Annotated in this window: 20 protein-coding genes; 11 read left to right on the top strand and 9 right to left on the bottom strand. The window is 75.0% G+C overall.

Annotation, left to right across the window (positions count from 1 at the left end; genetic code table 11):
* Positions 1–46: 46 nt before the first annotated feature.
* Genes CRP29_RS19200 through moaA form a run of 3 tightly spaced genes read right to left on the bottom strand, consistent with a single transcriptional unit; the run spans position 47 to position 1,564 of the window.
* On the bottom strand, positions 47–241 hold the full coding sequence (locus CRP29_RS19200) for a hypothetical protein (RefSeq protein WP_097196663.1): 195 nt from the start codon (positions 239–241) through the stop codon (positions 47–49).
* A 16-nt stretch (positions 242–257) separates the two neighbouring features.
* The gene (locus CRP29_RS19195; protein ID WP_176523053.1) at positions 258–506 is read right to left on the bottom strand and encodes a MoaD/ThiS family protein; all 249 of its coding nucleotides are present in this window, start codon (positions 504–506) and stop codon (positions 258–260) included.
* Positions 503–1,564 carry a GTP 3',8-cyclase MoaA gene (gene moaA / locus CRP29_RS19190; protein ID WP_217991674.1) on the bottom strand — a complete coding sequence of 354 codons (1,062 nt, stop codon included), beginning with the start codon at positions 1,562–1,564 and terminating at the stop codon, positions 503–505. Before moaA ends, CRP29_RS19195 begins: the two co-directional genes overlap by 4 nt.
* Before the next feature lie 136 nt (positions 1,565–1,700).
* On the opposite strand from moaA, the gene CRP29_RS19185 reads away from it, so the two are divergent.
* Together CRP29_RS19185 and CRP29_RS19180 are read left to right on the top strand one after the other, a co-directional pair.
* Positions 1,701–2,954: an MFS transporter gene (locus CRP29_RS19185; RefSeq protein WP_097196661.1), complete on the top strand. Its 1,254-nt coding sequence runs from the start codon at positions 1,701–1,703 to the stop codon at positions 2,952–2,954.
* Between the two features lie 73 nt (positions 2,955–3,027).
* Positions 3,028–3,858 carry an aldo/keto reductase gene (locus CRP29_RS19180; RefSeq protein ID WP_425427108.1) on the top strand — a complete coding sequence of 277 codons (831 nt, stop codon included), beginning with the start codon at positions 3,028–3,030 and terminating at the stop codon, positions 3,856–3,858.
* 107 nt (positions 3,859–3,965) lie between these two features.
* On the opposite strand, the gene CRP29_RS19175 is transcribed toward CRP29_RS19180, so the two are convergent.
* The 3 genes from CRP29_RS19175 to CRP29_RS19165 form a co-directional block, all read right to left on the bottom strand.
* The gene (locus tag CRP29_RS19175) at positions 3,966–5,201 is read right to left on the bottom strand and encodes a hypothetical protein (RefSeq protein WP_097196659.1); all 1,236 of its coding nucleotides are present in this window, start codon (positions 5,199–5,201) and stop codon (positions 3,966–3,968) included.
* 97 nt (positions 5,202–5,298) lie between these two features.
* A complete protein-coding gene (locus tag CRP29_RS19170; protein WP_097196658.1) occupies positions 5,299–6,717 on the bottom strand; it encodes a hypothetical protein in 1,419 nt (472 codons plus the stop codon).
* A gap of 66 nt (positions 6,718–6,783) precedes the next feature.
* Positions 6,784–7,593 carry a DUF3097 domain-containing protein gene (locus CRP29_RS19165; protein ID WP_097196657.1) on the bottom strand — a complete coding sequence of 270 codons (810 nt, stop codon included), beginning with the start codon at positions 7,591–7,593 and terminating at the stop codon, positions 6,784–6,786.
* Between the two features lie 336 nt (positions 7,594–7,929).
* On the opposite strand from CRP29_RS19165, the gene CRP29_RS19160 reads away from it, so the two are divergent.
* Positions 7,930–8,808, top strand: coding sequence for a DUF2382 domain-containing protein (locus CRP29_RS19160; RefSeq protein WP_097196656.1), 879 nt, complete (start codon positions 7,930–7,932; stop codon positions 8,806–8,808).
* An 81-nt stretch (positions 8,809–8,889) separates the two neighbouring features.
* Here the strand turns inward: CRP29_RS19160 and CRP29_RS19155 are convergent, their stop codons facing one another.
* On the bottom strand, positions 8,890–10,185 hold the full coding sequence (locus tag CRP29_RS19155) for a M18 family aminopeptidase (protein ID WP_097196655.1): 1,296 nt from the start codon (positions 10,183–10,185) through the stop codon (positions 8,890–8,892).
* 27 nt (positions 10,186–10,212) lie between these two features.
* Here CRP29_RS19155 and CRP29_RS19150 point away from each other — a divergent pair, with 27 nt between their 5' ends.
* The 4 genes from CRP29_RS19150 (at position 10,213) to CRP29_RS19135 (ending at position 14,200) form a co-directional block, all read left to right on the top strand.
* Positions 10,213–10,788 (top strand): MOSC domain-containing protein, encoded by a 576-nt coding sequence (locus CRP29_RS19150; protein WP_097196654.1) that lies wholly within the window; start codon positions 10,213–10,215, stop codon positions 10,786–10,788.
* Positions 10,789–10,815: 27 nt separating this feature from the next.
* A complete protein-coding gene (locus CRP29_RS19145; protein ID WP_101541104.1) occupies positions 10,816–11,544 on the top strand; it encodes a phosphotransferase in 729 nt (242 codons plus the stop codon).
* Positions 11,545–11,555: 11 nt separating this feature from the next.
* Positions 11,556–12,227, top strand: a complete 672-nt coding sequence (locus CRP29_RS19140) for a LolA-like protein (RefSeq protein WP_097196653.1) — start codon at positions 11,556–11,558, stop codon at positions 12,225–12,227.
* An 89-nt stretch (positions 12,228–12,316) separates the two neighbouring features.
* Positions 12,317–14,200 carry an AAA family ATPase gene (locus CRP29_RS19135; protein ID WP_097196652.1) on the top strand — a complete coding sequence of 628 codons (1,884 nt, stop codon included), beginning with the start codon at positions 12,317–12,319 and terminating at the stop codon, positions 14,198–14,200.
* Positions 14,201–14,319: 119 nt separating this feature from the next.
* On the opposite strand, the gene CRP29_RS19130 is transcribed toward CRP29_RS19135, so the two are convergent.
* Positions 14,320–15,447 carry an NDMA-dependent alcohol dehydrogenase gene (locus CRP29_RS19130; RefSeq protein ID WP_097196651.1) on the bottom strand — a complete coding sequence of 376 codons (1,128 nt, stop codon included), beginning with the start codon at positions 15,445–15,447 and terminating at the stop codon, positions 14,320–14,322.
* A 158-nt stretch (positions 15,448–15,605) separates the two neighbouring features.
* On the opposite strand from CRP29_RS19130, the gene CRP29_RS19125 reads away from it, so the two are divergent.
* From CRP29_RS19125 to CRP29_RS19115, 3 genes are read left to right on the top strand one after another with little or no spacing between them, the layout of a single operon-like run.
* Complete coding sequence (locus tag CRP29_RS19125) at positions 15,606–17,039, top strand: bifunctional 3-(3-hydroxy-phenyl)propionate/3-hydroxycinnamic acid hydroxylase (RefSeq protein WP_097196650.1); 1,434 nt, start codon at positions 15,606–15,608, stop codon at positions 17,037–17,039.
* Between the two features lie 46 nt (positions 17,040–17,085).
* Positions 17,086–17,424: a hypothetical protein gene (locus CRP29_RS19120; protein WP_097196649.1), complete on the top strand. Its 339-nt coding sequence runs from the start codon at positions 17,086–17,088 to the stop codon at positions 17,422–17,424.
* A 43-nt stretch (positions 17,425–17,467) separates the two neighbouring features.
* Positions 17,468–17,665 (top strand): hypothetical protein, encoded by a 198-nt coding sequence (locus CRP29_RS19115; RefSeq protein ID WP_097196648.1) that lies wholly within the window; start codon positions 17,468–17,470, stop codon positions 17,663–17,665.
* Between the two features lie 4 nt (positions 17,666–17,669).
* Here CRP29_RS19115 and CRP29_RS19110 read toward each other — a convergent pair whose 3' ends face one another.
* On the bottom strand, positions 17,670–18,122 hold the full coding sequence (locus tag CRP29_RS19110; protein ID WP_097196647.1) for a GNAT family N-acetyltransferase: 453 nt from the start codon (positions 18,120–18,122) through the stop codon (positions 17,670–17,672).
* Positions 18,123–18,151: 29 nt separating this feature from the next.
* Between CRP29_RS19110 and CRP29_RS19105 the strand changes: the two genes are divergently transcribed.
* The gene (locus CRP29_RS19105; protein WP_097196646.1) at positions 18,152–18,700 is read left to right on the top strand and encodes a hypothetical protein; all 549 of its coding nucleotides are present in this window, start codon (positions 18,152–18,154) and stop codon (positions 18,698–18,700) included.
* The last annotated feature ends 1 nt before the right edge of the window (position 18,701 follow it).

Here is an 18,701-nt window from a genome sequence, read left to right as displayed (position 1 = left end):
CACGTTCCGCCGCCTCGTGCTCGGCGTCAACCGCACCGTGCGCCGGTCAGCGGACGCCGGCGAGCCCGTCGTCGTCCGGCTTCTCCGACCGCTCGAGGGCGTCCTCCTCGGCCTGGGCCTCCATGACGTGCGCCTCGCCGGCGACCGTCGCAGCGGCGTCCCCGTGCGACTCGCCGTAGACCTGCTCGGCGCGGCCCAGCAGTTCTTCCGCCTTGGCCTTGGCCTTTCCGAAGATGCTCATGCGCCCATCCTCCCTGTCACCCTCCGGCGAACGGAGGCAGCACGTCCACGACGGCTCCTGGTGAGAGCTCCAACGACCGGTCGCGGGTCTGCGTTCCGTCGACGAGGAAGGAGCAGGCGGTGAGCACCTTCGCCATCCGCGCTCCGTGCGCATCGACGATCTGGCCGACGAGCTGGTCCAGCGAGGCGGCCTCGCGGGTCTCGGTGTCGACGCCGGAGGCCGCCCGGGCCCCCGCGAAGTAGCGCACGGTGACGGGCACCCTCACCCCCCGATCGCCGACATGGGCCGGGTCGGCTGGAGGAAGCTCGGGTCGTCGATGCCGTGCCCGGGCAGCTTGCCGAGCGTGGCGATCCGCCAGCGGTCGGCGATCTCCTGGTCGGTGGCGCCCTCGCGCAGCGGCGTCCGCAGGTCGGACTCCTCGCGCGCGAACAGGCAGTTGCGGATCTGGCCGTCGGCGGTGAGCCGGGTGCGGTCGCAGCTGCCGCAGAAGGAGCGGGTCACCGACGCGATGACGCCGACCGTCGCGGGTCCGCCGTCGACCAGCCAGCGCTCGGCGGGCGCGGAGCCGCGGGCCTCGGTGTCCGGGGTGAGCTCGTGCGCCGCCGACAGCCGGTCGAGGATGTCCTCGGCGGTGACCATCTCGCCGCGGGTCCAGGCGTGGTGGGCGTCCAGCGGCATCTGCTCGATGAAGCGCAGCTGGTAGCCGTGCTCCAGGCAGAAGTCGAGCAGCGGGACGGCGTCCTCCTCGTTCATCCCGCGCAGCAGGACGGCGTTGACCTTGACCGGGGTGAGCCCGGCGCGTTGCGCGGCGGCCAGCCCGGCCAGGACGTCGTCGAACCGGTCGCGGTGGGTGAGCTGCTTGAACCGGTCGCGGTCGACGGTGTCCAGGCTGACGTTGATCCGGTCCAGGCCGGCTGCCGCGAGCGCGGGCGCCACCCGGGCCAGGCCGATGGCGTTGGTGGTGAGGCTGACCTCCGGGCGCGGCGTGAGGGCCGTCGCGCCGGCGACGATGCCGACCAGGCCGGGCCGCAGCAGGGGCTCGCCGCCGGTGAACCGGACCTCCTCGATGCCGAGGTGCTCCACGCCGATGCGGACCAGCCGGACGATCTCCTCGTCGGTGAGCACCTCGACCTTCGGCAGCCAGTCCAGGCCCTCGGGCGGCATGCAGTAGGTGCAGCGCAGGTTGCAGCGGTCGGTCAGGGAGACCCGGAGGTCCGTGGCCACCCGCCCGTGCCGGTCGACCAGCCCGCCGGAGCCCGGCGCAGGGGGCGGGGCCGGCGCGGCGCGCCGGACCACGGGGTCGGGCAGCTCGGCGCTGGTCATGGCCCGAATGTAGCCTCGCGCGCGCCGAAATGCGGTGCCGCTGCATCCCGGCCCCCGGCTAGGCTCCCGGAGCCACCCGAGGGACCGGCGGAGCTCTGGGCCCGCACTCGCCCGTGGCCAGGAAGCGCGAGAGCCCGTGTCACCCCGCACCGTCTTCGATCCCTACCTCCGCCTGTTCGCCGTCCCCGGCTCGCGGGCCTTCGCCTTCGCCGGCTGGGTCGCCCGGCTGCCGGCCCCGATGCTGGGCCTGGGCGCCGTCCTGCTGGTGGAGGAGGCGTCCGGCAGCTACGGGCTGGCCGGCGCCGTCTCCGGCACGCTGGCGCTGAGCTTCGCGGTGGCCGGGCCGCAGTGGGCCCGGGCCATGGACCGCCGCGGTCAGGGCGCGGTGCTGCGCCTGGCGATGGTCTCGCTGGCCGTCACCGGCGTCGCCTTCGCCCTCGCGGTGCAGCTCGACGCACCCCGGTGGAGCTGGTTCCTGCTCGCCGCGCTGACCGGCGGCTCGGCGCCCAACGTCGGGTCGATGGTGCGCGCGCGGTGGTCCGCGGCGCTCGACTCCTCGGGCCGGCAGACCGCGTTCGCGTTCGAGGCGGTCGTCGACGAGGTGGTCTTCGTCCTCGGCCCGCCGCTGGTCACCCTGCTGGCGACCCTGGTCGCGCCGCCCGTCGGCTTCCTCACCGGCATCCTGCTCGGCGTCGTCGGCGGCTTCTCCCTGGCCGCGCAGCGCGACACCGAGCCGCCGCTGCACCCCCAGGAACGCTCCGCCACGGGGCGCCGCCGCTCGGTGGTGACGCCCACGCTGCTGGTCGTCGCGCTCACCTACCTGGCGGTGGGCACCGTGTTCGGCGCCATCGACGTCGTCGTCATCGGGTTCGCCGAGGCCGAGGGTGCCAAGGCGCTGTCCGGCCTGGCACTGGCGGTCTTCGCCGGCGGCAGCCTGGTCGCGGGGCTGGTCTACGGCCTCGCCCGCCCGGCCCGGTCGCTGGCCGCGAGGTTCGTGGGGACGGCGCTGGCCTTCGCGCTGGCCGCCCAGCTGCTGTGGGCCGTCGGCTCGCTGCCGATGCTGGTCCTCTGTGGCTTCCTGGCCGGGCTGACCATCGCGCCGGTGCTCGTGTCGGGGACCTCGCTGGTCGAGTCGCGGGTCGGCCGGGGCGTGCTCACCGAGTCGCTGGCCTGGACGATCACCGGCCTGACGCTCGGGGTCACCGTCGGCTCGGCGCTGGCCGGGGCGGCCGTCGACTCGTGGGGCGCGCAGCAGGCGTTCGCCGTGCCGGCGCTGGCGGCGGGGGCGGCCGGCGTGCTGGCGCTCGTGTCCGCGCCGCTGCTGCGGGAGCGGGCGGGTGTGGCCCCCGCGACCCCGGAGGAGCGGGTGAACTCGCCGGCCCGCGGGTAGGCGGGGTGAGGCCCGATCGCGCACGACCCGTCGCGCGGGGGCCCATCCGTCGAGAGGACACCCTGTGGTTGCTGTGCCCACCATCGCTCTGAACAACGGCGTCGAGATCCCCCAGCTGGGCTTCGGCGTCTACCAGGTGCCGCCGGAGGACACCGCCGACGTCGTCGGCCAGGCCCTCCAGGTCGGCTACCGGCACATCGACACCGCCGAGATGTACGGCAACGAGAAGGGTGTCGGCGAGGCCATCGCCCGCTCCGGCATCGACCGCGGCGAGATCTTCGTGACCAGCAAGCTGAACAACGGCTTCCACCGCCGCGACGACGCCCTCCGCGCGTTCGACCGGACGCTGGCCGACCTCGGCACCGACCACCTCGACCTGTTCCTCATCCACTGGCCGCTGCCGGGCATCGACGTCGACTTCGTCGAGACGTGGAAGGCCATGGAGGAGATCTACGCCGGGGGCCGGGCCAAGGCCATCGGCGTCTCCAACTTCACCGCCTCCCACCTGGGCCGGCTCCTCGCCGAGACCCAGGTGCGCCCGGCGGTGAACCAGATCGAGGTGCACCCCTACCTCGCGCAGGACGAGCTGCGGGCCTTCGACGCCGAGCACGAGATCGTGACCGAGGCGTGGTCGCCGATCGCGCAGGGCAAGGTCCTCGACGACCCGGCCATCGTCGCCATCGCCGAGCGGCTCGAGCGCACGCCCGCTCAGGTCGTGCTGCGCTGGCACGTGCAGCGGGGCGACGTCGTCTTCCCGAAGTCGACGTCCAGGAAGCGCATGGAGGAGAACTTCGCGCTGTTCGACTTCGAGCTCGGCACCTCCGACATGGCGGCGCTGACCGGCCTGGACCGCGGCGAGCGCACCGGCCCCGACCCGGACACCTTCAACTACATCCCCCGCTGACCCGCCCCGCCCCGCCCCAGTCGAGTTGATCATCGTCTGCGTGCCCGCGACACGGTGCGACCCGCCGCTGATGCGTGCACCGAGGCGATGATCAACTCGGGGAGGGCCTAGCGGGACTGGCTGGCGAGGACGGCGCCCGCCGCGTCGTAGGCGGTCACGGTGAACGGCGCGATACCGCCCGGCGGCGGGAACAGCGGGATGAACGTGCCCCACACCCGTTCGCCGGGCCGCGGCCCGTCGGCGGCGAGCACCGCCTCCAGCGTGCTCCCGTCGGCGGCGGTGACCGTGACCCGGGCCGTCCCCGGCGGGGCGACGCCGCCGACGATGCCGGAGCCCCAGCCCTGCACGGCCAGCTCACCCAGCGGTGGCGGCATGACCGATCCGCCGCTCCCGCTGCCGGAGGTGAGGTCGAACTGGCAGGCGCTCCACTCGCCCCAGCCGGAGTGGGGATTGGGTGCAAGGTGGAACACCCAGCGGGAGGCTCCCTCGACGCCGCTGACGAAGCCGCTGTCCGAGGGGCAGGGTGACTCCACACCGGTCGGCGGGCGGTTCCGGATCTCCTCCTCCAGCGCATCGGCCTCCGCCACCGTCCCGACGCGCAGGTTCCGGACCACCTCGTCGAGGAGGTCGTCCCCGCCTCCGTACATCACGGCCGACAGGACCAGGCCGTCCTCGGCCCAGACCCGTCCCCGGGCGGCCACGTCGCCGCCACCTGCTCCGGTCAGGGCCCCGGCCGAGCCCGGCAGCCCGCGGACCGAGGTCCCCGTGGGGTCGGTCAGCCAGAACCCCCACAGCGCCGCGAGGCGCGGGTCGGCGCGCACTACGGAGACGGTGGCCCAGCTCACGGTGGGCCCCTGGAGGACCATGCCGCTGCCCAGCCCGCCGGGCCCGTCCGCCGGGCAGCCGGCCACCAGGTCGGGGATCACCGTCCCGGTCCGCCCGCCACCCAGGTCGACCTCCCGCGCGCCGGCTCCTCCCGGCGTCGGGCCGCCGTGTGCCGACCCGGAACTCGACCCCACCAGCAGGACCGGCCCGTCGAGGGTGTCGGTCAGGGCCGGATCGCCGTAGAGGGTGGCGCAGCCGCCGCCACTGCCGCTCGTCAGGTCGTCCGAGGCGTTCGTGACCAGCAGCCCGTCCGGGACCGGGTCGAGGACGACCGGTGTCGCGGGCGGGAGCGGATCGACCACGAGTTCCTCACCCCCCGCCCACGGGCGGGGGGTGCCGACCCCTGCCACCGATCCGGGTGCGACGGCCTCCCCGTCCGCCGTGTCCGCACACCCGGCCAGGCTCGCGACCAGCACGGCGGCCAGGAGCGCGGTCCGCGCCCTCGTGATCGAGGTCATGGGCGCAGCGTGCCCGTGCTCGGTCTCGTCGAGGTCTCGGTCGTCGTCACGACGACGAGGCGCCACGACCGGGCCTGGGGGCCGACGCGTCCGCCCGCTAGACGGCCACGCTGTCCAAGACCGCCCCGGCTGCGTCGTAGGCCGTCACGGTGAGCGGCGGACCGCCGGCCGCTGGAGAGACCTGTGGGACGAGCGTGCCCCAGACCCGCTCGCCGGGGCGCGGTCCCTCCTCGGCGAGCTGCGCCTCCTGCACGCGTCCGTCGGCGGTGGTGACCGTGACCCGGACGGTTCCCGGCGGGGCGACGCCACCCAGGATGCCGGAGCTCCCCACGCCGGCGGCCAGCTCGCCCAGCGGCGGGGGCATGATCGTCCCGCCACCTCCGCCATAGCCGGTGAGTTCGAAGTAGCAGGTGCTCCACGCGCCCATGCCCGAGTAAGGGTTGGGCTGCAGGTGGAACAGCCACCGGACGCCGCCGTCGACGCCGCTCACGAATCCGCCGCCCGGCGGGCAGGGCGCCTCCTCGCGGGTCGGCGGGCGCATCCGGATCTCCCCGTCCAGCGCCTCGAACTCCGCCCACGTGCCCACGCGCAGGTCGTCGACCACCTGGTCCAGCACCTGGTCCGCGTTCCCGACCCGTTCACCCTCGGCGTCCATGGTCACGACGACCGACAGGACCAGGCCGTCCTCGGCCCAGACCCGCCCCCGGGCGTCGGGATCCCCGACGTTGGCGCCCTGGAGGTCACCCGCGGAGCCCGGGTGCCCCCGGACCTCGGTGCCCGAGGCGTCCTCGAGCCAGAAGCCCCAGAGCGCCGCGAGTCGCGGGTCGGCGCGCACCGCCTCCACACGGACATAGCTGCCGTCGCCCTGGAGGGACATCTGCACGCCCGAACCGGACCCGGGCCTGTCCTGCGCACTCCCGGCGACCAGCGGCTCCAGCCCGTCGGGGACGGCGTCGGACGCGAGCGTCGTCGTGGCCGACGCGAAGTCGGCTCCGCGCGCCGCCGCGACGAGCTCGTCGTCGTAGATGCCCCGCCCGACGACGAACTCGGTGTAGTCGTTGCCCTCGATCACGACCCAGGTCCGGTCGGAGTCGGGCACCACCCGGCCGGTCCGTCCGTCGCCCAGCTCGACCTGCTCGCCGGGGGCGTCGTACCCCGGGCCGGCGATGGTGGCCGAGCCCGTGCTCGTCCCGACGAGCAGGACCGGCCCGTCGAGGGTGTCGGCCAGCGCCGGATCGCCGTACAGGGTGGCGCGCGCCGGCTCGTAGCTCCCGGAGGACTCGTTGTACTGGCGGTCGTCCTCCGGCGGCTGGTACGCGAGGCCGGTGAGCAGCAGCCCGTCCGGAACCGGGTCGAGGATCACCGGTGCCTCGAGCGGCAGGGCGTCGACGACGAGATCGCCACCTCCGGCCGCCGGGCGGGCGGGTCCTTCCCCCGCCACGGATCCGGGCGCGCCGGCGTCGGACCCGCCGTCCGCGCACCCGCTCGCGCCCGCCACCAGGAGGGCTGCCAGCACCGCTGTCCGCACCCTGCTCCGCGAGGCCACGGGCGCAGACTGCCTGCGCCAGGTCTCGAACGGGTCTCAGTCGGTCGTGACGAAGTCGATCAGTTCCTCGACCCGGCCGATCAGCTGCGGCTCGAGGTCGGTCCAGGTGCGCACGCGGGCCAGGATGCGCTGCGCCCAGACGTAGCCGGTGTCGTCCTCCCAGCCCAGGCGACTGCACACGCCGGTCTTCCAGTCCTCGCCCTTCGGTACGGTCGGCCAGGCCTTGATGCCGACGACGGAGGGCTTGACGGCCTGCCAGATGTCGATGAACGGGTGGCCGACGACGAGCGCGTGCGCGCCGGTGATCTGCTCGGCGATCCGGGACTCCTTCGAGCCCTTCACCAGGTGGTCCACCAGGACGCCGAGGCGGCGGTCGGGGGAGGGGCGGAACTCCTTCACGATCGCGGGCAGGTCGTCCACGCCGTGCAGGGGCTCGACGACGACGCCCTCGATGCGCAGGTCGTGGCCCCACACCTTCTCGACCAGCTCGGCGTCGTGCTTGCCCTCGACGTAGATGCGGCCCTGGCGGGCGACCCGGGCGCGTGCGCCGGCGACGTAGGTGGAGCCCGACGCGCTCCGGGTGGGCGCGGTCGGTGCCGCCTGCTTCGGCCGCACCAGGACGACCGGGCGCCCGTCGACCCAGAAGCCGGGGCCGAGCGGGTAGCCGCGGACGCGCCCGTGGCGGTCCTCGAGGTGGACGACGTCCTTCTCGCACCGGACGACGGCGCCCACGAAGCCCGAGCTGGGGTCCTCGACGACGAGGTCCTTCTCGGCCTCGACGGTGGGCACGGGCTTCTTCTGCGTGCGCGGGTGGACGAGGTTGTCGTACGGCGAACGGGGAGGCACCCGGCGACGCTAGGCAGACCGTCCTGCCTCCGGGGGACGACGCGCCGGGCCGAGGCGATCCGGACACGCCCGACCTGCGTCAGCGTGACGCTGCGTAGCTGAACGAGGGGTCCGGTTGCGTCTCGCAACCGGCACGCCAGTGCGACGGAAGGCTCGCTCCTGAGCAGGGTGGACGTCCCGATCGTCCGACGATCGTGACCGCGCGTCACGTCTACCGCAGGTGGGGTGCAACTCGGCGGCCCTCCAACGGATCGGCCCGGATCGTTTCGCCGGCCGGATCCCGGTCACCCAGACATGTGACCGGGAACACCCGCAGCAGATGGGAGCACACCCACGATGATCGGCACCGAGACCCTCGACCGCGTGATCGGCAAGGACGTCTACGACGAGTCGGGCCAGAAGATCGGCTCCGCCGGAGAGGTCTACCTCGACGACGAGACCGGGCAGCCCGAGTGGGTCACCGTCCGCACCGGCATGTTCGGCACGAAGGAGTCCTTCGTCCCCATCCGGGACGCCGACCTCACCGACGACGGCCTGCGCGTACCCGTGAGCAAGGCCCGCGTGAAGGACGCCCCGAAGATCGACACCGACGGCCACCTGTCGCCGCAGGAGGAGCAGGAGCTCTACCGCTACTACGGCATGGGGGCGGGCGGTACCGGGACGCAGACCACGGGCCGCGAGCACCTCGCCGGCACCGAGTCGACCACCGGCATGGCGATGGAGGACACCTCCGGCCGGCACGTGGCCGGCACCGGCACCGTCGGCACGGGCATGACCGACACCGACACCAACCGGCACGGCACGGTCGGGCACGACACCTCCGGCCCGACGACGGACGACGCCATGACCCGCTCCGAGGAGCGGATGACCGTCGGCACCGCCTCGGAGGAGACCGGGCGGGCGCGACTGCGCAAGTACGTGGTCAGCGAGAACGTCACCCAGAGCGTCCCCGTCACGCGCGAGGAGGTCCGCGTCGAGCGCGAGCCCATCACCGACGCGAACGTCGGCAACGCGATGGACGGCCCCGCCATCAGCGAGGAGGAGCACGAGGTCACCCTGCACGCCGAGCGAGCGGTCGTGGAGAAGGAGGCCGTGCCCGTCGAGCGGGTGCGCCTGGACAAGACGACGGTCACCGACCAGGAGCAGGTCTCGGCCGACCTGCGCAAGGAGGAGATCGAGGTCGACGGCGCCCGGGACGACGACCGGCGCAGGTGATCTGAGCCCGGCACAGCCGGGCAACCAGACGGCGGCGGCCGGCCGGGCGACCTTCGATGCCCCGGCCGGTCGCCGTTCCCCTCAGTCGGTGAAGCAGGCCGCCAGCGCCTCGACCATCAGCGGCACGTCCAGCGCGGAGGCGACCTCGCGGCAGGAGTGCATGGCCAGCTGCGCGATCCCGACGTCCACCGTGGCGATTCCCAGCCGGGTCGCGGTGAGCGGGCCGATCGTGCTGCCGCACGGCAGGTCGGCGCGCATCACGAACGACTGCGACGGCACCCCGGCCTCGGCGCACCGCTCGCGGAACCAGCCGCCGGTCGCCGCGTCGGTCGCGTAGGCCTGGTTGGCGTTCAGCTTCACCACCGGGCCCCCGCCCAGCCGGGGCTGGTGCGCCGGCTCGTGGCGGTCGGACCGGGTCGGGTGCACCCCGTGCGCCATGTCCGCCGAGACCAGCACGGAGCGCGCGATCGCCCGGTGCACCGCCTCGGCGTCCCCCGGGTCGGTGCCCGTGGCCAGCCGGCGGACGACGTCCTCGAGGAAGCTGCCCCGCGCCCCGGACATCGAGCCGCTGCCGATCTCCTCGTGGTCGTTGCACACCAGCACCTGGGTGCGCTCCCCGGCCGGCGCGGCGAGCAGCGCGAGCAGCCCGGCATGGCAGGAGGTCAGGTTGTCCAGGCGGGGGGCGGCGATCCAGGTGCCGTCGGCGCCGGCCCGCGCGGCGGGCTGGGTGTCGGCCAGCACGAGGTCGTGCCCGACGACGTCGTCGAGGCCGGCGCCCGCTGCGGCGGCGACGGCCTCGAGGAGCCCGGGCTCCTCGCCGAGGTCGCCGTCCCACACGGGGACGAGGTGCCGCTGCGGGTCCAGGGTCAGCCCCTCGCGGACGGAGCGGTCGAGGTGGATGGCGAGCGAGGGGAAGCGCAGCGGCGCGCCGGGCAGCCGGACCAGCGCCGTCGCCCCGCCGCGGAGCGCGACCCGGCCGGCCACGGTCAGCTCCCGGTCCAGCCAGGTGTGCCACAGCCCGCCGCCGTACGGCTCCACGCCGACCAGGCGGTACCCGGCCTGCCGGACGTCGGAGTGCGGGCGGACCTTGAACGTCGGGGAGTCGGTGTGCGCGCCCACGAGCCGCATGCCGGTGTCGCCGAGCGCGCCGGTGCCCACGCGGAAGGCGATCAGGCTGCCGGAGCGGACGACGAAGTGGCTGCCCCCGGCTGCGAGTTCCCACCGGTCGGCCTCGGCCAGCTCGGTGAAGCCGGCCGCCGTCAGCCGCCGGGCCAGCTCCGCCACCGCGTGCGACGGCGAGGGGGAGGCGTCGACGAACGCGCGCAGGTCGTCGCCCAGGGCGAGCTCGTCGGGGGAAGCAGCGTCCGGCGTCGGCATGCCGTCATCGTGCCCGACACTGCGGACATGGCCGCCTCTGCCCTTCCGCACGCGTACGACGTCGAGATCGTCGGGCTGGTGGCCGCGCCCGGGCACCGCTACGACGGCCGCCCGCGGGACGTCGTTCCGGCGCAGGACGGCGACCGGCGCACCGAGGTGGAGGTGCGCGCCGGGTTCGGCGTCGTCGGCGACCGGTACGCCGGCCGTCCGGCGCACCGCGACGCGCAGGTCACCGTGCTGGCCGCCGAGGCGGTGGAGGCGCTCGCCGCGGAGCTGGCCGCCGGGCCGCTGGACCCCCTGCTGGCGCGGCGCACCGTCGTCCTGCGGGGGGCGGAGGTCGAGGCCCTGCGGGGGCAGGAGTTCTCGCTGGACTGCGGGGTGGGTGAGGTGCGGCTGCGCGGCGGACGCCCGGCCAACCCCTGCGCGTGGCTGGACACGGTGCTCGCGCCGGGCGCGCACCGCGGGCTGCGCGGCCGGGCCGGGATCCGCTGCGCGGCGCTGACCGGCGGGCTCCTCCGGCTCGGCCCCGCCGTCCTCCGCTCGGCCGTGCCGCTCGATCCCGCCGCGGCCGGGCGGGCGGTGAGCCCGACGCGCCCCCGCTGAACCCGGCCCTCTGCCACACTCCCGCCCGTGCAGCTGCTGGGCGTGGGGCGGGACGCGGACGTCTTCGCCCTGGACGGCGGCCGGGTGCTGCGCCGCTACCGGGACCCGCAGCGCTCGGCCGAGCGGGAGGCGCGGGTCATGGCGCATGCCCGGGCCGCCGGGCTGCCGGTGCCCGAGGTGTTCGACGTCGACGGCGCCGACCTGGTGCTGCAGCGGATCGAGGGCCCGACGATGGCGGCTGCCCTGGTCCGCCGACCGTGGACCCTGGCCGCGCAGGCGCGGGTGCTCGCCGGGCTGCACCGGGCGGTGCACGAGGTGCCGGCGCCGGAGTGGCTCCCGGGCGTGGGCGACCTCGGCGGCACGGCTCTGCTGCACCTGGACCTGCACCCGGAGAACGTGCTCCTGGCGGCCGGCGGTCCGGTGGTGATCGACTGGACCAACGCGGCGCGGGGGCCGGCCGGAGCCGACGTCGCCGACGCGTGGCTGGTGATGAGCGTGGGCAGCGTCCCGGGCGGGCGCCTGCAGGCAGCGGTCGTGGGGGGCCGCGCAGGGCACCTTCGCCCGGTCGTTCCGCCGGGCGGCCGGGCTGGACCTGACCGCCGTCCTGCCGGCGGCCGCGGCCCGTCGGCTCGCCGATCCCAACCTGGGCGACCGCGAACGGGCGCGCATCCGCCGCCTCGCGGGCCAGGGGTGAGCGCTGCGTCACTCCTGCCTGGCAGGATCTGGGCGCCCCCGGTCACCCCGGGTCCGCCCTGACGAGGAGTCCCATGCACATCCGTTCGTTCACCGCCCCCGCCGTGCTGGTCACCGGCGCGCTCCTGCTCTCCGCGTGCGGCGGTGACAGCCCCCTGGAGGGGAAGACCGGCCCGGAGGTGGCCGAGCTGGCCGCCGACGCGCTCGTGGAGGCCGGTTCGGTCCACGTCAGCGGCGAGATGACCGACGACGGCGAGACCGGCGAGATCGACCTCCGCCTCGAGGGCGACGACGCCGCCGGCACCATCACGATGGACGGCGTGGAGATCGAGATCATCAGCGTCGACGGGACCGCCTACCTGCGCGGCACCTCCGACCTGGTGTCGATGCTCGGCATCCCGGCCGAGGCGGCGGACCAGATCGAGGGCAAGTGGATCGAGCTCCCCGGTGACGCCTCGGCGGACTTCGAGGACTTCTCGCTGAAGGGGATCGCCGACGAGCTGCGCTCGCCCGACGACGCCAAGGACGAGACCCGCAAGGACGAGCTGGACGGCGACGACGTCGTCATCGTCGAGCAGGAGGACGGCAAGTCGCTCGTCGTCAAGGACGACGACCCGGCCTACCCGCTGGAGATGCGCGGTGGCGGCGACTCCGAGGGCACGCTGACCTTCCGCGACCACGGCGAGAAGCAGGACATCGAGGCTCCCGACGACATCGCCGACCTCGAGAGCATCCTCGGCGGCTGATCCCCACGAAGGACCGGCCAGGGCCCGCGGTCCCGGCCGGTCCTGTCGTCCACCCCCGCCCGTCCGGGCGGCTCCCGTCGAGAGGCGTCATGTCCGTCGAACCCGTTCCCGCTCCCACGGTGCCCGCCCCCGTGGTGGGGCTGGGCCGTGAGCGCGAGGTGCTCACCGTCGCGCTCGCCACGCACCGGCACGTCGTGCTGGAGGGCCCCCCGGGCACCGGCAAGTCCACGCTGCTGCGCTCGGTGGCCGCCGAGACCGGTCAGGACGTCGTCTTCGTGGAGGGCAACGCCGAGCTGACCCCGGCGCGCCTGGTCGGTCAGTACGACCCGTCGGCCGTGCTGGCCGGGGGGTACCTGCCGGAGAACTTCACCGACGGCCCGCTGCTCACCGCGATGCGCGGCGCGGGCCTGCTGTACCTCGAGGAGCTCAACCGGATCCCCGAGGAGACGCTCAACGTCCTCATCACGGTGCTCACCGAGGGCGAGATCGCCGTCCCCCGGCTGGGCACGGTGCACGCGACGTCGGGCTTCCGGCTGATCGCGGCCATGAACCCCTTCGACGCGATCGGCACCGCCCGGGTGGGGCAGGCCATCGCCGACCGCATGTGCCGGGTGGTCCTCGGCTACCAGTCGGAGGACGCCGAACGGGCGATCGTCGCCGGGGTCACCGGCGCGGGGGAGCCGCAGATCGCGCTCGCCGTCAGCCTGGTGCGGGCCACCCGGGAGCACCGCGACCTGCGCACCGGCTCGTCCGTGCGCGGCGCCATCGACCTGGTGCTGCTGCTCGACGGCCTCCTCCGGATGCGCGGGGAGGAGCTGGCCGGCGGCCGCGAGACGGCCCGGGACGCCGCCCACGCGGCGCTGTCCGGCCGGATCCGGGTGACCGAGGGCGTCGAGCGGACCCCGGAGGCCGTGCTGGACGAGATCCTCGACGAGGTGTGGCCGGTGGGCTCGGCGCCGCCGGAGCCCGGGGAGGGCGCCCCGGGCGACGCCCCCGAGCCCGCTGGTGGTGGTCAGGGAAAAGCACCGGGCCCGTCGGCTGAGACGGGCACCGAGCAGCCGAGCATCCCGAAGCGCGACGCCGCCTCCCGGCGCGGCCCGTCGTCGACGGGCCGCCGGGAGATGCAGCTCCGGCACCAGGCCTTCTCCGAGGTCAGCCCCGAGGTGGGCGAGCTGGACGAGGACGCCTTCGCGGGGCTGATGGGCGCCGATCCCGACGCCGCGGCCGCCCTGCTGGCCGATCTGGCGACCGCCACCGACCGCGAGCTGCGCTCGGCCGCGCGCCGGCTGGCGGCCCGGGTGTTCGTGCAGGTGGGCCGGGTCGGCGCGACCCGGGCGCGCGGCACGCGGCGGCTGGTGCCGACCCGTCGTCCCGAGGGCGACCTCGACCTGGACCGCACGCTGGACCGCTGGTCGGGCATCTGGCCGCCGGCCGCCGAGGACCTGGTCACCCGCAACTGGACCGGCTCCCGGCGGGCGGTCTGCCTGGTGGTCGACCGGTCCGGGTCGATGCAGGGGCTGGGGGTCGCCATCGCGGCGGTCGCGGCGGCCGGCGTCGTGCTGGCGGCCGACGAGCGGCTGCAGACCAGCGTGCTGACCTTCGCCGACGACCTGACCGTGCTGCAGCCGCTGGGCCGGCACCGGGCCGCGGAGGACGTCGTGCTCGACCTGGTGGGGCTCCGCGGGCACGGCAAGACCGACCTCGCGGTCGCGCTCCGCGGGGCGCGGCGGGAGCTGGCGCCGGCGACGGCCGACGAGCGGGTCGTCGTCCTGCTGTCGGACTGCCTGTCGACGGCGGGGGAGCCGGCCGAGACGGCGCTGGCCGGCATCGACCGGCTGCACGTGCTGTGCCCGCTGCCGAGCGAGGAGGCACTCGACGCGGCCCGCCTGCTGGCCGCGCGCGGCGGCGGGCGGATGGAGCCGGTCCGGTCGCTGACCGACCTCGGGGCCGCCCTCACCCGGCTGCTGGGGTAGCTCTGCACGGCGCCCGACGAGTGGGGGCCGGAGGCTCCCCCGAGGAGCGGTGCGGACGCGCTCCGCTCCTCGGGGGTACGGCTCCTGGCCGCGGTGTCGTCCGGAGGACGACGGATTGCTCAGTTCCGGTCGGCGTCCGTGTAGACGATCATGCCGCGGATGTTCTTGCCGTCGCGCATGTCCTGGTAGCCCTGGTTGATGTCCTCGAGCTTGTACCTCGTGGTCACCAGCTCCTCGAGCTTGAGCTGCCCGGCCTGGTAGAGCGAGAGCAGCTCGGGGATGGCGTTGCGCGGGGCGAGGCCACCGAAGATGGCGCCCTGCAGGTCCTTCTGCATGAGGGTGAGGTCGAACAGGCTGAGCTTCACGTCGACCTTGTCGAAGCTGCCCATGCCGGTGACGACCGCACGCCCGCCCTTGCCGGTGATGCTCATGGCGGCGGCGACGTCCTCGCCCTGGATGTCGCCCACGGTGATGATCACCTTCTCGGCCATCCGGCCCCAGGTCAGCTCGTTGATCTGAGGGGTGGCCTCCTCGATGCTCGCGTAGGTGTGGGTGGCGCCCATCTCCATCGCCCACTCGCGCTTCTGCGCGACCGGGTCGATGACGATGACCCGCTTCGCGCCGGCCGCCGCAGCGCCCTGCACGGCGTTCATGCCGACGCCGCCGGCGCCCATGACGACGACGTTCTCACCGGGACGGACGTCGGCGACCTTGGTCGCGGAGCCCCAGCCGGTGGTGACGCCGCAGCCCACGAGGGCGGCGATCTCGAGCGGGATGTCCGGCTCGATGCGCACGACCGAGGCCTGGTTCACGGTGATGTAGGGGGAGAAGGTGCCGAGCAGGCACATCGGCGAGACGCCCTGGCCCTTGGCGGTGACGCGGTTGGTGCCGTCGGCGATCGCCTTGCCGCCGAGCAGGTGGGCGCCGAGGTCGCAGAGGTTCTGCTGGCCGCGCGAACACGGCGGGCACTTGCCGCACGCCGGGATGAAGGCGGTGACGACGTGGTCGCCCACCTCGAGGTCGGTCACGCCGGGGCCGACCTTGATGACCTTGCCGGCGCCCTCGTGGCCGCCCAGGCTCGGGAAGCCGACCGGGGTGGCGCCGGTGACGAGGTGCTCGTCGGAGTGGCACAGGCCCGAGGCGGCCAGCTCGACCATCACCTCGCCGGCGACGGGGTCACCGACCTCGATCTCCTCGACCGACCACTTCTCGCCCACGCCCCACAGAATCGCGCCCTTGGTCTTCACAGATGTCCCTTCGATCCGAGACCCACCAGAGGTGGCGGGTTCGCAGCACGACAGTGCTCCGGGTCACTCTTAGCACCTCCGCCCCACCCGTCAAGGTCGGGGGGCCTGTCCCCGCACCCGGGTGACGCATCCCGGCGGGTCCGGGAACACTGGCGCGCGTGTCCGGCGAGCCCGTGGTCGTGGTCGGCGCCGGGCCCGTGGGGCTGACGGCGGCGCTGCTGCTCGCCCGGCGGGGGCTGCGCGTCCAGGTGCTCGAACGGCACCGCACGCCCTACGAGCTCCCGCGCGCGGTGCACCTGGACGACGAGGTGTTCCGCGTGCTGCAGGACGCCGGGGTCGCCGACGAGCTGGTGCCGCTGACCCGGCCGATGGCGGGGCTGCGGCTGGTCGACGCCGCGCACGAGGTGCTCGCGGAGTTCCGCCGGCAGCCCGGTGCGGGCGTCAACGGCTGGGCGGCGGGCTCGCTGGTGCACCAGCCGGACGTGGAAGCGGTGCTCGCGGCGGCCGCCGCCCGGACGCCGGGCATCGAGATCCGCCGTGGGTGCGAGGTGACCGGACTGGCCCCCGAAGGCGACGGCGTCGTCCTGACGGTGCGGGTCAGGGACGGCGGGGGGGACCGGTCCGTCCGGGCGGCCGCCGTCCTCGGCTGCGACGGCGCCAACAGCACCGTCCGAGAGCTGATCGGGGCCCGGATGCGGGACCTCGGCCCGGCCGACCGCTGGGCCGTGCTGGACGTCCGCTCCCCGGTGCCGCTGCCGATCTGGTCCGGCGTCACCCAGGTCTGCGATCCGGCCCGTGCCGCGACCGCGATGCCCGTGACCGGGGATCGGTACCGCTGGGAGTTCCGCCTCGCGCCGAGGGAGACCGTCGCGGACCTGACGACGCCCGGGGTGCTGCGGCGGCTGCTGGCGCCGGTCGACCCGGCGGCGGTCGAGGTGGTGCGCGCGGCCGAGTACACGTTCCGGGCGCAGCTCGCCGACCGCTGGCGGGCCGGGCGGGTGCTGCTCGCCGGCGACGCCGCCCACCTGACGCCGCCGTTCGTCGGGCAGGGGCTCGGCCTCGGCCTGCGGGACGTGCACCAGCTGAGCTGGAAGCTGGCCGCCGTCCTGGCAGGGGCGGGCGACGACGGACTGCTCGACAGCTACCAGGCCGAGCGGGAGCCGCACGCCCGCGCGCTGATCCGGCTGGCGCTGCTGCTGGGCCGGCTGATGACCGGCGGGGGCCGGGGCGCGGCGGTGCTGCGCCGTGCCGTGCTGGCCGTCGTCCGCCGGATCCCCGCGGTGGCCCGGCTGGCCACCGACAGCCGGACGCCGCCGCTGCGCGGGCCGCTGCTCGACCGGCGCGGGCGGGCGGGCCGGCGGCTCGTGGGCGGCCTGGTCCCGCAGCCGGAGGTGGTCGTCGAGGGGCGCCGGTGCCGGCTGGACGACGTCCTCGGGGACGGCGCGGCCGTGCTGACCGCCGACCTGGAGGTGTGCCGGCCCGACGGGACGCGCACCCGCGTCGAGGACCCCTCCGGGACGCTGCGGCGCTGGCTGGGTAGTGCCACCGAGGTGCGGATCCGCCCCGATCGGATCGTCGCCTCGGCCGGCTGAACTGCCCGCTGGGACGTCGGCGCACCCGCACCGGCACGATGGGGGCATGCACGATCCGGACGACCAGTCCCCCAGGGCGGTGGGCCGACGCGTGCGTCGCGCGGCGTCGGGCAGCGGGCCGGTGCCCGACGACCCGGACGAGCGCGAGGCCGCCCACGAGCTGGCCCTCGACCACCTGCACGTCCTCGACCGGCAGCGCTACTGGGCCCCGGCGATGTTCGTGGCGCTGGCCCTGCTGGCGGCCGGGGTGGCGCTCACGGGGCCGGCGTGGGTGTGGATCACGGTCCCGGTGTGGCTGGCGGCCGCAGTCGGGCACTCGTACCTGCGCGGCCGGGTGCGCGCCCGGGTGGATCTCCTCGCCCCCGGTTCACCCCGGCTGGACTGAGGCCGGTCCGCATCGTCTCGTCGGTCCGGGGTACCGGGTGCCCATGAACATCGACAAGAGCCACATCCTGCAGCTGCTGAAGTCCCAGGGTGACGACGCCAAGGCCCAGCAGGCGGACTCGGAGCTCCCGGACCAGGTGGACACCGAGAAGGACGCCGGGCTGCTCGCGAAGTTCGGCATCGACCCGATGGACCTGATCAAGAAGTTCGGCGGCGGCAAGCTCGGCGGGCTGCTCGGCTGAGCTGCTACTCCGCCGGCGTCTGCAGGAGATGCCGGGAGGAGGCGAAGCCGAGCCGCTCGTAGACGGGCACGGCTCTGCTGCTGGAGTGGACCGTCACGCGAGCCGCCCCCAGGCGGCGAGCGTGGTCCGTCGCCGTCCGGACGAGCTGGGAGCCGATGCCCCTCCCGCGCTGCTCGGGCACGACGAAGACGCTCTGGATGTCGGCCGAGAGCCGAGCCGTCGTGCCCGGTCTCGGCACCCGCGGGACGAGCGCCAGCCACGCCATGCCCACGACGTCGGACTCGGGGAGCCGCGCGACGAACGCGACGTGCGAGCCGGCGCGGTCGGCCAACCAGGCGTCCAGGTCGACGGCGAACGCCTCGACGGATTGCCGCGCCTGCTCGTCAGGCCCCGCGAAGAGCCAGAGCAGACGTGCCAGCTGCGACACGTCCCGCGGTCCGGCGAGGCCGACGTCCACCCGCCCAGTCTGAGCTGCACGATCGCCGCATGCGCGAGCGGCTGCTGCACGCCCCGGCCTGGGTCCTCGGCCTGGTCAACGGATCGCTGTTCGGCCTGTTCTGGGTCGCCTGGACCCGTTACGGCGAGAGTGGCAGCTGGACCGCCGCCGTCGTCCAGGGCGCCCTCATGGGCCTCTTCTTCGGCGCCGTGATGGGCAGAGTCCAGCACCGGCAGCAGCGCGGGGTGCGGGAGGTGGCCGCACGCTCACCCGGGGGGCTGTCGAAGCGGGTGCGCCGTGCGGCCCTGCGCGGGCCGGCGCCCGCCGAGCCGGCGCTGCGCGAGGCGGCCCATGGCCTTGTGCTCGCCCAGCTCACGCAACTCGACCGGCAGCGGCGGTGGGGGCCGACGGTCTTCGCCCTGGTGGCGGCGCTCTCGGTGTTCCTCGCGGTCACCGACAGCCCGTGGTGGTGGCTCGCCGTCGGTGCGTGGACGGCGGCGGCTTTCGGTCACCCCTGGCTACGCCGCCGCCTGCGCCGGCGGGCGGCGCTGCTGCGCGCCCACCCCGGCCCGGAGACCGAGGTGGGCGCGAGCGCATGAG

Source organism: Blastococcus aggregatus, assembly GCF_900221005.1.
Lineage (GTDB): Bacteria > Actinomycetota > Actinomycetes > Mycobacteriales > Geodermatophilaceae > Blastococcus > Blastococcus aggregatus.
The sequence above is the reverse complement of the archived record's forward strand: the minus strand, read 5'-3'. Positions and strand labels throughout refer to the sequence as shown.

Bases quoted from the DNA above. Each gene is read 5' to 3' on its own strand.
- CRP29_RS19200 (WP_097196663.1), bottom strand. From the start codon at position 241: ATGAGCATCTTCGGAAAGGCCAAGGCCAAGGCGGAAGAACTGCTGGGC.
- moaA (WP_217991674.1), bottom strand. From the start codon at position 1,564: ATGACCAGCGCCGAGCTGCCCGACCCCGTGGTCCGGCGCGCCGCGCCG.
- CRP29_RS19175 (WP_097196659.1), bottom strand. From the start codon at position 5,201: ATGACCTCGATCACGAGGGCGCGGACCGCGCTCCTGGCCGCCGTGCTG.
- CRP29_RS19160 (WP_097196656.1), top strand. From the start codon at position 7,930: ATGATCGGCACCGAGACCCTCGACCGCGTGATCGGCAAGGACGTCTAC.
- CRP29_RS19155 (WP_097196655.1), bottom strand. From the start codon at position 10,185: ATGCCGACGCCGGACGCTGCTTCCCCCGACGAGCTCGCCCTGGGCGAC.
- CRP29_RS19150 (WP_097196654.1), top strand. From the start codon at position 10,213: ATGGCCGCCTCTGCCCTTCCGCACGCGTACGACGTCGAGATCGTCGGG.
- CRP29_RS19140 (WP_097196653.1), top strand. From the start codon at position 11,556: ATGCACATCCGTTCGTTCACCGCCCCCGCCGTGCTGGTCACCGGCGCG.
- CRP29_RS19135 (WP_097196652.1), top strand. From the start codon at position 12,317: ATGTCCGTCGAACCCGTTCCCGCTCCCACGGTGCCCGCCCCCGTGGTG.
- CRP29_RS19120 (WP_097196649.1), top strand. From the start codon at position 17,086: ATGCACGATCCGGACGACCAGTCCCCCAGGGCGGTGGGCCGACGCGTG.
- CRP29_RS19115 (WP_097196648.1), top strand. From the start codon at position 17,468: ATGAACATCGACAAGAGCCACATCCTGCAGCTGCTGAAGTCCCAGGGT.
- CRP29_RS19105 (WP_097196646.1), top strand. From the start codon at position 18,152: ATGCGCGAGCGGCTGCTGCACGCCCCGGCCTGGGTCCTCGGCCTGGTC.